Annotated in this window: 12 protein-coding genes; 11 read left to right on the forward strand and 1 reads right to left on the reverse strand. The window is 49.4% G+C overall.

Features of this window, described 5'->3' with window-relative positions:
• Positions 1 to 193 precede the first annotated feature (193 nt).
• From Pan241w_RS21715 to Pan241w_RS21750, 8 genes are all read left to right on the forward strand, one after another.
• Positions 194 to 898 (forward strand): DUF1559 family PulG-like putative transporter, encoded by a 705-nt coding sequence (locus Pan241w_RS21715; RefSeq protein ID WP_145219878.1) that lies wholly within the window; start codon positions 194 to 196, stop codon positions 896 to 898.
• A gap of 118 nt (positions 899 to 1,016) precedes the next feature.
• Positions 1,017 to 2,387, forward strand: coding sequence for a radical SAM protein (locus Pan241w_RS21720; RefSeq protein WP_145219880.1), 1,371 nt, complete (start codon positions 1,017 to 1,019; stop codon positions 2,385 to 2,387).
• Complete coding sequence (locus Pan241w_RS21725) at positions 2,384 to 3,352, forward strand: PLP-dependent aminotransferase family protein (protein WP_145219882.1); 969 nt, start codon at positions 2,384 to 2,386, stop codon at positions 3,350 to 3,352. The genes Pan241w_RS21720 and Pan241w_RS21725 overlap by 4 nt, the downstream gene beginning before the upstream one ends.
• A gap of 176 nt (positions 3,353 to 3,528) precedes the next feature.
• The gene (locus tag Pan241w_RS21730) at positions 3,529 to 4,734 is read left to right on the forward strand and encodes a leucine-rich repeat domain-containing protein (protein ID WP_198000076.1); all 1,206 of its coding nucleotides are present in this window, start codon (positions 3,529 to 3,531) and stop codon (positions 4,732 to 4,734) included.
• 50 nt (positions 4,735 to 4,784) lie between these two features.
• Entirely contained in the window at positions 4,785 to 5,099 is a 315-nt protein-coding gene (locus Pan241w_RS21735; RefSeq protein WP_145219886.1) for a hypothetical protein, read from the forward strand.
• A gap of 22 nt (positions 5,100 to 5,121) precedes the next feature.
• Entirely contained in the window at positions 5,122 to 6,255 is a 1,134-nt protein-coding gene (locus Pan241w_RS21740; protein ID WP_145219888.1) for a leucine-rich repeat domain-containing protein, read from the forward strand.
• A 13-nt stretch (positions 6,256 to 6,268) separates the two neighbouring features.
• Positions 6,269 to 6,703, forward strand: a complete 435-nt coding sequence (locus Pan241w_RS21745) for a hypothetical protein (protein WP_145219890.1) — start codon at positions 6,269 to 6,271, stop codon at positions 6,701 to 6,703.
• Between the two features lie 39 nt (positions 6,704 to 6,742).
• Positions 6,743 to 7,051 carry a hypothetical protein gene (locus Pan241w_RS21750; protein ID WP_145219892.1) on the forward strand — a complete coding sequence of 103 codons (309 nt, stop codon included), beginning with the start codon at positions 6,743 to 6,745 and terminating at the stop codon, positions 7,049 to 7,051.
• A gap of 54 nt (positions 7,052 to 7,105) precedes the next feature.
• On the opposite strand, the gene Pan241w_RS21755 is transcribed toward Pan241w_RS21750, so the two are convergent.
• Positions 7,106 to 9,382: a bifunctional SulP family inorganic anion transporter/carbonic anhydrase gene (locus tag Pan241w_RS21755; RefSeq protein WP_145219894.1), complete on the reverse strand. Its 2,277-nt coding sequence runs from the start codon at positions 9,380 to 9,382 to the stop codon at positions 7,106 to 7,108.
• Between the two features lie 342 nt (positions 9,383 to 9,724).
• Between Pan241w_RS21755 and Pan241w_RS21760 the strand changes: the two genes are divergently transcribed.
• Genes Pan241w_RS21760 through Pan241w_RS21770 form a run of 3 tightly spaced genes read left to right on the forward strand, consistent with a single transcriptional unit; the run spans position 9,725 to position 13,370 of the window.
• Positions 9,725 to 10,978: a PQQ-binding-like beta-propeller repeat protein gene (locus Pan241w_RS21760; RefSeq protein ID WP_145219896.1), complete on the forward strand. Its 1,254-nt coding sequence runs from the start codon at positions 9,725 to 9,727 to the stop codon at positions 10,976 to 10,978.
• A gap of 27 nt (positions 10,979 to 11,005) precedes the next feature.
• Positions 11,006 to 12,499, forward strand: a complete 1,494-nt coding sequence (locus Pan241w_RS21765; protein WP_145219898.1) for a cryptochrome/DNA photolyase family protein — start codon at positions 11,006 to 11,008, stop codon at positions 12,497 to 12,499.
• A 58-nt stretch (positions 12,500 to 12,557) separates the two neighbouring features.
• A complete protein-coding gene (locus Pan241w_RS21770) occupies positions 12,558 to 13,370 on the forward strand; it encodes a class I SAM-dependent methyltransferase (RefSeq protein ID WP_198000077.1) in 813 nt (270 codons plus the stop codon).
• Positions 13,371 to 13,737 lie beyond the last annotated feature (367 nt).

Genomic DNA, 13,737 nt, shown 5'->3' on the forward strand with positions numbered 1-13,737 from the left:
TCATTTAAAACAAACACGCCTCTTTTCTTTATTGAAAAGGGGCGTGTTTTATTTTTACCAATCTTGTTCAGATTCGGATTATTTTCTTCGCCTTTTTAGAAACGGTTATTAGGATAGAAAGCAGGCATGTCAGTCATTTTCTCACACTTATCTGTGTTTGAACCTGGAATAATCACCAAACCGGGGCGGCAGCATGAAACGCAAGAAGCACACATCTCTCAGTACGACTGAGTTCTTCACCGTCATGGTGATCATCACCATTCTTGCTGCATTGCTCGTGCCTCAGGTCCAGCAGGCAGGCTCGAATCCCCGCCGTCAATATTTTAAAAATCAGATGAAAGCGATTGGATTGGCGTTACATGAATACCAGAGAGACTACGGCCGTCTACCCCCTGCTGTGGTGAGAGATGAACAAGGGAACCCGCTGCACAGCTGGCGGGCGCTCCTGCTTCCTTATTTGAAGTCAACACGTCCATTCAAAGACTGTCAGCTCGATTACCGATTTGACGAACCCTGGAACAGTCCTCACAATCAGCAAGTCGCCGAGAAAAATCCGACACTGTTTCGTGGAGACTGGAAATTTTCTCACAACGATCCCCCCATTGAGGGAATAAGAAACTCAAAACTGGTCGCCGTCATTGACGAGAGTACCTACTGGCCCAAGAACCAGACGCGACAGATTGGAAATGACCGAGTTCTGCTCGTAGAAGTCCCCGAGTTACCCGGCTTATGGAACGAGCCCTCTGACATTACCCTTGATGAGTTAAAGGACTTAACCCTGACCGATCGCTTTGCCCCCCACGGTGCCTTTGTTTTATATGACGACGGTCTAGTTAGATGGCTTCCCATTGCCGTTTTCAATCCCATGTATATGGATCACCTGCTGCAGGCTCCTTGAGCGTCTTCCTCTAGCTATTTTCACAAAATAGAAAACAAACCGTTGACTTAGTGTCTTTACAACACTATCCTTTCTCTGAATCAAGTTGCTACAGACCTGAAACCAGAGGAGGACCACGATGACAACTTTGGTACGCATCAACCAAGGGGCTTTGCTTACCCAACCTGATATACAGCTACAATCACGGTACCACGTCACCGTCCTCTCAAATTTTGCACGTGGTTATGACAAATACAGCCACGACTATTCCAAAGCGCGAATTCCGGAAAGTAAATTTACGGACAAATTCCATTTGCTGGAACTCGATCAGATCAATATCGGCGTCGAGAAAAACAACAGGCTGTTAACCAAACTGAATCTGCCGGGCAATGCATTACTCGTCCTCGAAACACAAGTCGATTCCGACACTCTGTTTGTGACAGAACACACGGGCCTGGGACACTACATCAACGGTGATTCCATTCGCATTCAACGCGTCTACCTGTTAAATCAGGATACGACGCTGTGCGAAATCTCGATCGAGGAAGCAATGGCTCGTTCGCTCTCCGTTCTGCAGCAAAACTTGCCTCAATATAGCGAACTTATACCCCGCTCTATTTCCTTATTACCAGTTGCCATCGGCTATCAGGCAAAATGTTCGTTCTGTTTTTCCAAAGCTTCCGCGTCAGTGGAACAAGATAAGGGAACGTTGTTACGGGAACACATCGCAACGCTGATGCAGGCCGCGAAATCACGAGGTGCACAGCGGGCCGTAATCACCGGTGGAGGCGAACCAACGCTTTACCCCCGTGCTAAACTACTACAATTGATTCGCCTGGCTGCCGACTATTTCCCGCAAAAAGTCGTGTTGATTACAAACGGTTATCTTCTGACCGAGATGCCCGCGACAGAACGGCTCGCTTTTCTGGAAGAACTTCAGACCGCCGGGCTGACTACACTCGCCGTCTCTCACCATCATCATGACCTTGAGGTGAACCGGCGAATAATGAGTCTGGACATCGACGTCGCGCGAATCGCGGAAAGTCTTGATCTGAATCCGGAGCGATTCCCCACGCTTTCCCTGCGTCTGATCTGCGTGTTACAGAAAGGGGGTGTTCAAGACAGAATCGCCATCCAGAATTATCTCAACTGGGCCGCATCTCTAAACGTGCAGGAAGTCTGCTTCAAAGAGTTATATGTCTCCACCAGTGTCGAGTCCGAGTATTACTCCCGGCCTGCCAACGAGTGGAGCGAAGCACATCAGGTGCCACTCCGAGTTCTCTTGGACTATCTGCAAGCGAAAAACTGGAACCAGGTCGGCCAACTCCCCTGGGGTGCGCCCCTTTATGAACGCCACATCAATGGTGTCCCGATGAAAGTCGCCGCCTATACCGAACCAAGCCTGCTCTGGGAATTGAGCCAGGGCTTATGTCGTAGCTGGAACATCATGGCCGACGGTCGCTGTTTAACCTCACTGGAAGATCGCAGGAGTGAAATCGAGATATCATGAATTTTCAGGAATACAGGGCCGCCAAAGAAACGTATCTGAAATCCGAGCCGCTACGGCTCGACTGTATGAATACACAGAAAGCACTGAGTCATCTTGCTCCCCCAGCAAGCGCAGCGGGAGAAGAATCTTCACTGCAAGAAGCGCTCTCCGTCTGGCAGGACGTGACCGGATTTAACCTTGATCACCTACACGTCCTCCCCGGAAACGGCGTCCGCGATCTGCTCATGCAACTCGTAAAACAGTTCAAACAGCAACAGGCCTCTTTCATTTTCCCGCAGGATGTCTATCCCGTTTATCATCAGATTTTAGAGGGTTACCCCTGCCGAACATACCGCACCCTGCCCGACTGGGAGTTCGATGTTTTAACCTCAATATCGGACCAACGACAAGTTCTGCTGCTGACACAACCGGCGGTCCCTGTAGGACGTTACCTGAATCCACAGGAAACCACGGTCCTCATCAACTGGTTAACCGCTGACGAAACTCGCACACTGATCATCGATGCCGCGTATGCTTACGACCCCAATCACAGCATCTACTCACAACTCATCCAAACCGAGCAATGCATCTGCCTGTTTTCTCTCTCAAAACCCTGGCTGATGCCCGAACGATGGGGTCTCGCGGTCGGCCCCCAAGAGTTACTCGAAAGGCATTTGCAACCGCGAGCTGACTTCACCTGCAACTGGGTCGAGACCGTTCGCCAACTCGCCGCACTGCCAGCGCAGCTCCGTTCTGCGTTCAGTGAAGAATGGCAGCGTCTGACTCCCGCGATTCACAACTTCGCCCCTCACTGGCGACCGCCGCAAGCCGGCTATTATTCGACAGTTAACATTCCCTTTACACAACTCTTAGAGGAACAGAATGTACTGGGCGTCCCCGCCAGCGTCTTCGGTTCCGACCGGGATGATGTAACAGTCATTTCATGTCTGTTCGCGATTCAAAAACGAAGCCTCACGCGCGTTTGAAAACATCGACTAGCGTCTCAAATTATTGAAATTAAATGCACGCTCGTTGCCCCTTCCTGCTATACTATCTAAATGTACCCAATCCAAGGCAGATGAGGGAGATTAATATGCGATTCTCGCGTATATGGAAATGGTTTCTGATTCCAGTATTAGCCGTCTTTGTACTCTGGGTCGTCATGTACTCGGAGCACCAGAAGATCGAATTCGCCAAACAACGAATTCGTTCCCAAGGAATAAATGTCACAGAAATCTATCGCTTTAACCCCATCCGCGAGTCAACCTTCAAACTGGAATACGTATTTGACACAGAAGAACTCCGGATTTCGCATGTCAATCCTTTTACCTCTCACAGGGCGTCTGATTTTATTGAGGACTTAAAAATACTGGCACCAGCGATCAGAGGTGTGGAAATCGACGGCGCCGTCTTCACTGACCAGGATATACAAGCCTTGCGTCAAATGCCAAAGTTACGATACCTCAGCCTAAACGGTTCTGAATTGACTGAATCGGGAATTGAGGTTTTATCGAGTCTCAAACAACTTGGATCGCTTACCATCTATGAGCTTCGGTTAGCAGACAGCAAGGTCATCTGGTTACAAAACTGCACAGAATTATGGAAACTCAATCTCGCCAAATCTGAACTCAGTCCTGAAACGTACCAACAATTCGCAGCACTGAAACAACTTGAGAAGCTTAGTCTGCTCAATTCAAACATTAAATCAACTGACTTGCAATCTCTCACGAACCTTCCCAAATTAGGTGAGCTTACTCTTGCAGGAACACAGGTGGATGACCAGGCGGCACCCTACCTGAAAAACATGATAGCACTGCACAAGCTGGATCTCAGTAGAACGAATGTCGGAGCCGAAGTATGCAACCAACTTTCAAACATCAACTTAAAAGAACTTATCCTTGAAAGGACACAGGTAGACGACCGGGTGGCACCTTACCTCAAGAATCTGAAAACGATACAACGATTGAATCTCAGCAGAACGAACGTCGGAGATGAAGTATGCCGTCAGGTTTCAAAAATCAACAGTTTGCAACTCTTAAACCTGAAGCAGACCCCCATCACAGACAGTGGCGTTCAGGCACTTCTTGAGGGATGTCCCAATGTAAGATGGGTGAATCTCGACCGATGTCAAATTTCGAGCAACGCGTTTACTGCATCAAACAAGTGGCCAGCAAACCTGATTGGCCTTAGTCTCAAAGGGACTAAACTGTCAGAAACAGAGTTTCTGCAAATCTATCGCGATCATGACTCTTTAATCTGGGCTTCGTTCGACTGGAAAGACTATACAGATCCGGCTTATCAAAAGTTTATCAAAACTGAAAAACCTCGTGTCATGAGTGCCAGAAATAATCAAAAAGAGAACAGCTGACTGAAGAGTCAGATCACACGCTCCAGGTTCGATTTCTGGGGAGCATATTCATGAATTTCCCGATCCACAAAATTCTGATACAGACCGATTCCGAGAAAAAAATCGGCGGTTTAGTGCAGGGAGAACTGGCCCACATTCCCCCTGAGATTGAACAGGCAATTTCCGACAGAGATCGATTTGCCTTTCGACTGATTCTGGAGGAGTTCGTCGTGGGTCTGCTGAAAGAAATGAAGTCAGAACAAAATTTCATACAACGCGGGACCGCCCCCCACTATCAACTGGAAATTATTCTGGATCATTCCCGAGGTATGATCTGTTTTAACGGACACCAGAAAGTAGTTCGCTTCAGTAACGTTCATAACTAATCATCGATTATGAAAGTGCCTCGTGAATTTGAAACGACAACGCTTCAATAAATGGCATGTGTTACTCGCACTTTTGCTCTGCGGAGGGGCGTCGGCGCTCTTCTTCAAAGAAGACCAGCTTTCACTCGCGAAAGAGCAACTCAAGGCCAAAGGATTTACCGTCAAACCATCTTATCGCCGCCGTCGTAATCCCATCGACAGTTCGATACACGATCTCAAAGGATTATTAAAAATCGAAGAGATCGAAGTTTACCGTTCGGTCTGGTACAAAGAACAGGAAGCCCTGGAAGTCACCGCGGAACTCGAGATACTAGCTCCCTATATTGATCACTTAAGTTGTGGGACAACGAAAATTCGAGACTGTGATGCACCTATCATCGGTAAAATGCATCAATTGAAACATTTAGAGCTGTATGGCCCGGACTTGAGTAACCGGGGAGTCTCTCACCTCTGTAACCTGAAAGATCTCGAATGGTTTGTACTCGATGCTCCACAGGTAACTGACGAAGGCCTCAACTGGCTACACCAATGCCATCAACTCTGGTGGCTGATCCTGCCTGATGCGAAAATCACGGGGACTACACTCAAACAGATCTCTAACACCTCTGAACTGCTGACATTGGATATCAGCAATACCCTGGTTGAATCATCGGATCTGCATTACCTGACGGAGCTTCCCAAATTAAGAAGGCTGATTCTTACCGGAACGCAGATCGACGATAGTGCCGGGCGATATTTCAAAGAAATGACTGGCCTCAGCTCTTTAGTGCTAAAACAAACCAAAGTAGGTGATGATTTCTGCCAGCAGTTGACAGTGCTTCCTAAATTAGAATCTTTGGAACTTGATGACACATCGATCACCGATCAAGGCGTGCAGACTCTGCTCGCAGGTTGTCCTGAATTGAAAAGGCTTTCGATTCGAAACTGCAATATCTCAGGCAAAGCCTTTACTGCGGTAAAATCAAGGCCAATCAAACTGGAACAATTATCGGTCACCGGTACAAAATTAACTGGCGAGGAGATATTCAACATCCTGAATGATCATGAATCCCTTGAATCGATCGGTTATAATTCCAAAAACATTGATCCCCAAATCGTCAAACAGATCAATTCGATCAGAGAAGCAAGACTGCATCGGAGTCTATATGGTCAATAAGCAGCAGGACACGATGGATCAATCACAAACTGGCGCAAGAAATCCCAAGTGGAAACACCGTGGAAACATTCTGGGGGTGATCCTGATTTTGCTCACACTCTCTCCCTGGATTTACGGTTACCTGACTGCCAACGCGGCGAATGCACAGCTTATCGGCATCTATCAGAAAGCAGAGATTGGCGGTTCGTTTAACAAATTCAAAGCCAACGTGCGTGACTTGTCACAAAGCCATCTCACTGCTCACTTCTGGGAGTACGGGGCTCTCTTTGATACACCACTCTTACTCGGAGCTGTGAACTGGCGACTTTATATTCGCGCAGAAGACAACCAAATCCAATGTGTTAAAATTCGAACCGAAGACTCTCAAGACCAGCATCCCTCAGACGCGCCCCCTGACAAAGGGGACTGCCGATGTCGGCTGATTGCGGGAGAATGGGTGGAGCTATAAGCGATGACAAAGTGAATTCAATCTGAAAGGAATCTGAGAATGTTACACTCTAAAACAATCCTCTGGCTGCTGATCGCTGCCTTCAGCATCTTCTCATTTTCAGTATCGGAAGGAAATCAGGCCGCCAAACCCAAACAGGAAATGATGACCTTCCGAGCGATTCAAACAGTGACCGGACCTGAAATTGAAATCAAGGTCGGCGATCTAGTCTGCTCGGCGCCCTATTTTACATTTAAACACAAGCAACAGCCGGACTGGTCCGTCACCCCCGTCAAAGGCAAAGTGCAAATACGACGAGGAACCACCGTCAGTACTGCCCAACAGGTTTCGATCGCGATCCGTCGCTAAAAATATCGGCTAACGCAAACTGACAGTCCATTACAGGCTTCCCGACAGACTCTATCAGGCTTGAGGCGATTCTTCCGTTTCCTGCTCCGCCGACTGTTCCGTGAAAAATTCCATTTCGCCACTTTTCACGTCATACAATGCGCCGACCACCAGCACCTTGCCGGCCTCAACCAGATCGCGAATCACTTTGCTGCGCGCGGTGATTTCGTGCACACTGCGATAGACGTTCCGTCGGGCGACTTCGTCGATAAACAGTTCCTGTTCTTCCGGAGTCATCTCGTTTAAATGTTCGCAGGCTTCTTCGTCCACACAGGGAACCAGTTCATCGACGATGGAATCCAGGTGCGAACAACCGGTAGCCTGCGTGGTATCGTGATGATCGCACATCAGCTCTACGGTAGACGAGACGGCACCACAACGCGTGTGTCCCAGCACTAACACCAGTTTCACTCCCGCGACTGCGACGCCGTATTCAATGCTGCCCAGTGATTTATTCCCGATCACATTCCCGGCAACACGGACACTTAAAACATCACCAATCCCCAGATCCAGCACCAACTCAGCCGGCACACGGGAATCGATGCAGCTCAGCACAACGGCAATCGGGTTCTGCTCCCCAGCCGTCGCATTCACCTGACGCCCCAGATCGCGTGAAAGTCGATTGCCCGTATAGAAACGCCGGTTCCCTTCGCGCAATATTTCCAGTACCTGCTCTGCCGTCACACGATCCTGTAATTCACGTGTGGAAAAATCGGCAAATTGAATCTCATCATGCAGCTGATATTTTTTGCGAAAGCCGCGAAGACTCACAGAGACACCGCGCGCGGGTCCGATTTTGGTTTTATATTCCTGGATCAGACTCAGAATATCAGGGTCAATATAATCGGTATCGCTGGCATCAATCAGCATATGTGTACCCGGTTCTGCCTCGTTAAACAGCTGATCCAACGCCGCCCGGTTCAAAAAACTAACCTGATTGGCGAGCTCAATATGCAGGATATCTCCCCCGAGGTGCGTTTCGACAATCCGTCGGATCGGCTGACGCAGACTACTGTTAAGAATAAACAGCACACTCACGCCCAGACCAATCAGAATCCCCGTCAGCAGGTCAGTAAATACAATTGACAATAGCGTGATCAGAAACGGAGCGAACTGATAGCGGCCTTCCTTCCACATCTGGCGAAACAGAGCGGGACTGGCCAGCTTAAATCCGGTGACGAACAGAATCGCCGCCAGGGCAGCAAGCGGAATCATATTTAAATAGACGGGAAACAGTCCCACACAAATCAGCAACAATACCCCATGAAAGATACAGGAAACCTTGGTCTTGGCACCCGAGTTCACATTCACCGAACCTCGGACAATCACCGATGTCACGGGCAAGCCCCCTACCAGACCGGAAACCATATTGCCCACTCCCTGAGCCAACAGTTCGCGACTGGCGGGCGAATTGCGATTTTCGGGATCGAGTTTGTCAACCGCTTCCAGATTCAATAACGTTTCCAGCGAAGCAACAATGGCAATCGTCACACCGGCCAGATAAATCGCCGGATTGGCCCACTGGGAAAAATCGGGGAATGTTAAAAACGTCAATAAGTCATTAGCAGATTCGGCAACCGGAATCTGCACCAGGTGACTGGATTCAATGGCCCAGGGTCCGCCAAGTCGTTGAAACAGAAGATGCAGACTCACCCCCAATAGTACCACTACCAAGGGACCAGGAATGACCGAATTCTTCAGCAGTTTGACGCGGCCCCAGGTTGTCAGCAACACAATCGACATGAGTCCGACGACAGCTGCACCAAAGTGAATGTCTCCTTCAAACAGAGTCAGAATTTCGGAGAACGTATTCTGCTTGTCTGGTTGCGTAAATGACATTTCCCCTTCCGGGTCTGTATCGTGACCTAAAAGGTGTGGAATCTGTTTGAGAATCAGAATCACTCCAATGGCCGCTAACAAACCTTTAATCACACTGGATGGGAAAAAGGCAGACAGTGAACCGGCACGGACAATTCCCAGACCGATCTGAATGAGACCACCAATCAGAACCGCCAGCAGAAATGCTTCGAAGGAGCCCAGCGCTGCAATCTGAGCAATCACAATCGCCGTCAGACCGGCAGCAGGTCCACTGACACTGGTACTGGAGCCACTGATCGAACCGACCACAATCCCGCCAATAATACCGGCCAGTAGCCCGGAGAACAGCGGTGCGCCGGAGGCCAAAGCAATTCCCAGACATAAAGGAAGCGCCACCAGAAACACCACCAGCCCCGATGTCAAATCGCGCGGCAGATAAGAAAGCGGGTAACTTGAAAGACGGGCTTCATCCATGGTGATTCACTCAGACATAAAACTTAGTTGGCGGGTTTCGAGCAAAATCAGACTAACGAATTGATTTTCTGAAGAGAAATAAACTTTCTCAGACATAGTGTAAAAACGTTTTAACCGTTTTTTAGCGTAATCCACAGACTCAGTCTATAGTTTTGCTCCCTTATTATACGCAGTAACCTCTTTTTACAAATGGCATTTACCTCATTCTGACATTTTCAGACTCCGATCTGAATTTTCCTCTTTAAAAACCAATTTGTGCGCTATAACAACAGTAGGGAGAAGTCGTTCTTTCTGATCCACCTGATCTGCATTCCTGTTTTCAAGGTCCCCAGAGAAATGATCATGCAATCGCAACTTTTGGCTCACCTCTTCTGTTCATTCCTGCTAATTGGCTTCATCCCTGCTATTTCAGCAGGAGATGAGACGACTGCACAATCGTGGTCACAATGGCGTGGTCCGAATCGGGATGGATCAATTTCCCACACAAAGCTGCCAGAGAGTCTCACAGAAGATCGGCTGAAACAAATCTGGCGCGTGAATTTGAGTCCGAGTTACTCAGGTCCGATTGTTAGTGAAGACAAAGTCTTTGTCACTGAAACCGTGGATCAGAAAACCGAAGTCGTGCGTGCCCTGGATCGCAAGACGGGTAAGGAATTGTGGAAACAGGGCTGGCCGGGTTCCATGAGCGTTCCCTTCTTTGCCAAAGCCAACGGCGACTGGATTCGAGCGACGCCCGCATTGGATGGCAACCGACTGTTCGTTGCCGGTATTCGCGATGTGCTGGTGTGTCTTGGTGCCAACTCCGGTAAAGTTCTCTGGCGCATCGACTTTGTCAAAGAAACCGGAGCTGATCCACCTGCCTTTGGTTTCGCCTCTTCCCCGCTGGTTGTCGGCGATGCGGTGTATGTCCAGGCGGGCGGCGGATTTTGTAAGGTTGATCAACAAACAGGGAAAATCGTCTGGCGCATCCTCGAAGACGGGGGCGGCATGTCAGGCAGCGCGTTTTCTTCCCCATTTTTCACCAGTCTGAACGGCGTACCCCAAATTATCGTACAGACCCGCACCACATTGGCCAGCGTCGATCCCAAACAGGGAACTGTGTACTGGAAACAGCATATCCCCGCTTTCCGTGGAATGAATATTCTGACGCCCACCGTGATTGACGATTCCATCTTTACCAGCAGCTACGGCGGCGGTTCCTTTCTTTTCACAAGTTCCAAAAACGAATCCGGCTGGAACCTCGAGCAGAAATGGACCAGTAAAACACAAGCCTACATGTCTTCACCGAATATCATCGACGGATATCTGTATCTTCACCTGCGAAATCAGCGATTCACCTGCCTGGATCTGAAGACGGGCGTCGTACGCTGGACAACCACTCCCTTCGGCAAATACTGGAGCACTATTACCGATGGTGAAAAGATACTGGCTCTCGATCAAAAAGGGGACTTGTTGTTGATTCGAGCCAATCCTGAAAAGTTCGATCTCATCGACCGACGAAAAGTCGCCGATGATTCCTGGGCTCACATCGCTATCAGCGGGAATGAAATTCTCATTCGCGACTTAAATCACCTGACTCTTTATCGCTGGGAATAAATTCAAATCAACAAACGATCCAACACCATGAACGTCCCGGAAATTCGTATACGACAACTCAATCAGGCACCACTAAGAGGAGACGGCGATTATGTTCTCTACTGGATGATCGCCAATCGTCGCACCCGTTATAACTATAGTTTGCAGCATGCCGTCGAATTGAGTCAGGCCTTAAACAAACCGCTGCTGGTTTTCGAGGCGTTGCGTTGCGGCTACGAATGGGCCAGCGACCGCCTTCACAAGTTCATCATCAAGGGCATGGCCGCGAATCAGAAGAGTCTCAAAGATTCAGCCGCCACCTATTATCCCTACGTCGAACCCGAGTCTGGTCATGGCTCAGGGCTGCTGAAAGCATTGGCTGCGAATGCGTGTGCCGTCGTCACAGATGACTTTCCCTGCTTCTTCATCCCCCGCATGCTGCAGCAGATTGCGCCACGGTTGCCGGTGAGTCTGGAAGCCATTGATTCGAACGGCCTATTACCCATGCGGGCGGCTTCCCAGATTTATCCGACCGCCTACGCCTTTCGCCGATTCCTGCATAAGAAATTGCCGCCTCATTTACTGGAGAGACCTCAGGCCAATCCCCTGGCCCGCATCAAGCTGCCCCCACTCAAGCAGATCCCGACGAAGATCCTTGAACGCTGGCCGCAGGCTACTGAGAAAACATTGCAGGCAACGCCGGAAACGCTGGCTGAGCTCCCCATTGACCATCAGGTTGGCCCTTCCGTTTTTAATGGAGGCATGGACGCTGCGAAAGCCAGGTTGAAGCAGTTTCTTGATAAACGGTTCGACCGCTATCTCGATGAACGAAATTTGCCTGAAGAAGACGTCACCAGCGGCTTCTCTCCTTATCTGCATTTTGGCCACATCTCGGCTCATGAAATTTTCGATCAGATTATCAACCACGAACATTGGACGATAGAGAAAGTGCTCGATCAGAAAGCCACCGGGAAGCGGGCCGGCTGGTGGAACATGAGCGAAACCGCCGAGGCCTTTCTCGATCAACTCATCACCTGGCGCGAGCTGGGTTATAACATGTGCTGGCAGCGTGCCGATTATGATCAATATGAGTCACTGCCCGACTGGGCACAAAAGACATTGGAAGCACACGCCCGCGATCCGCGTGATCCCTGTTATACGCGGGATGAATTTGAAAATGCAGAGACGCATGACGAATTATGGAATGCTGCCCAGACACAACTCGTCACCGAAGGCCGCCTGCATAATTACATGCGAATGGTCTGGGGTAAAAAAATTCTACACTGGTCAGCCTCTCCTCAAGAAGCATTACTGACGATGATTCATCTCAACAACAAATACGCGGTCGATGGTCGTAATCCGAATTCTTACAGCGGTATCTTCTGGTGTTTGGGCCGCTATGATCGGGCCTGGGGACCGGAACGCCCCATCTTCGGAAAAATCCGCTATATGTGCAGCAAAAACACGGCTCGAAAATTCAGCGTGTCCGGTTATCTCGAACGCTATAGCCGGGAACCGCGACAGGGGCAATTGTTCGATTGATCTCTCGCACAGAGTCACTACACTATCTTTAACAATCAAGATGGTTGACTGTGATATCATGCGTCGAGTTTTTTTTCTGCGGAGTCCGGTTGTGGCCAGAGACCTGTTTCGGGGAACCGTCCCTTATTATGTTCGCTATCGAGTTCCTTATCCGGATCCATTGTTGAACCGGATTCTGGACCTGACCGTTGCCCCTGGTCGGGGACGACTGCTGGATTTAGGTTGCGGCACCGGTGAACTCGCAGTACGGCTGTCTCCTTCGTTTCAAGAAACCATCGCTGTGGACCCGAATCAGGAAATGTTAGCGGCAGCGAAACAGTTAGCACATGAGCTCAAACTCCCCAATATCCAGTGGCACCATCAACGTGCCGAAGAGTTTTCCGCCGATGCTGCTTCATTTGATCTTGTAACGATCGGCGCGGCCTATCATTGGATGGATCGCCCCATCATCGCATCCCGCGTACATGAATGGTTGAAACCAGGGCAGCCACTAGTCATTTTCGGATACTCCAGCATCTGGAGAGGCACCATGGACTGGCAGCTCCTTGTGTGTAGCGTGATTAAAAAATGGCTGGGAGCCAAACGACGTGCCGGTTTGGGCGAGTATAACGACGCAGCTGATCCACATGAACTGGTACTGATCCAAGCCGGCTATACTCTGGATGAGATCGAATATCAGCATCCGCACACCTGGACGCTCGACGAACTGATCGGCAACTTGTACTCGACATCGTTTGCTTCTCCCGCCGTTCTGGGAGACAAACAAACCGCATTCGAAGCCGACCTGCGGAAAACACTGCTCGACTATGATAATGGCGGTACGTATCAGGAAGAAATGACGTTCTACGCGCTTCTGGCAACCCCGTACTAACATTAACGGAACGTTCGAATTACCAGATACAACTCAACCCGGGTGGGATCGAATGTAATTCGATCCGAGCACAGCGAGCAGGAGGTCTCAGTAGAGGAAAGCAATTTGGATATACTCGCACAGGTCAGAGAAAAAGTCAGCCAGATCAGCAAGATCGGATAGGCAGGTCGGTTGGCTGATGTCACATAGAAATCGATCACATTCACTGCAACCTCCTGTTGCCTGTGGCAATCCCGAATTTCATTCGGGACCATCCGGTTTCGTCTGATCTTTTTTCGTGTGCTTTCGTGTTTTTCGTGGTAGTAAATAGTTTTCTTGGTTGGCACGCTGGGCTTGCCATCAATGAATGAGAAACACTCTACTCTAA

The sequence above is a fragment of the Gimesia alba genome, from assembly GCF_007744675.1.
Classification (GTDB): domain Bacteria; phylum Planctomycetota; class Planctomycetia; order Planctomycetales; family Planctomycetaceae; genus Gimesia; species Gimesia alba.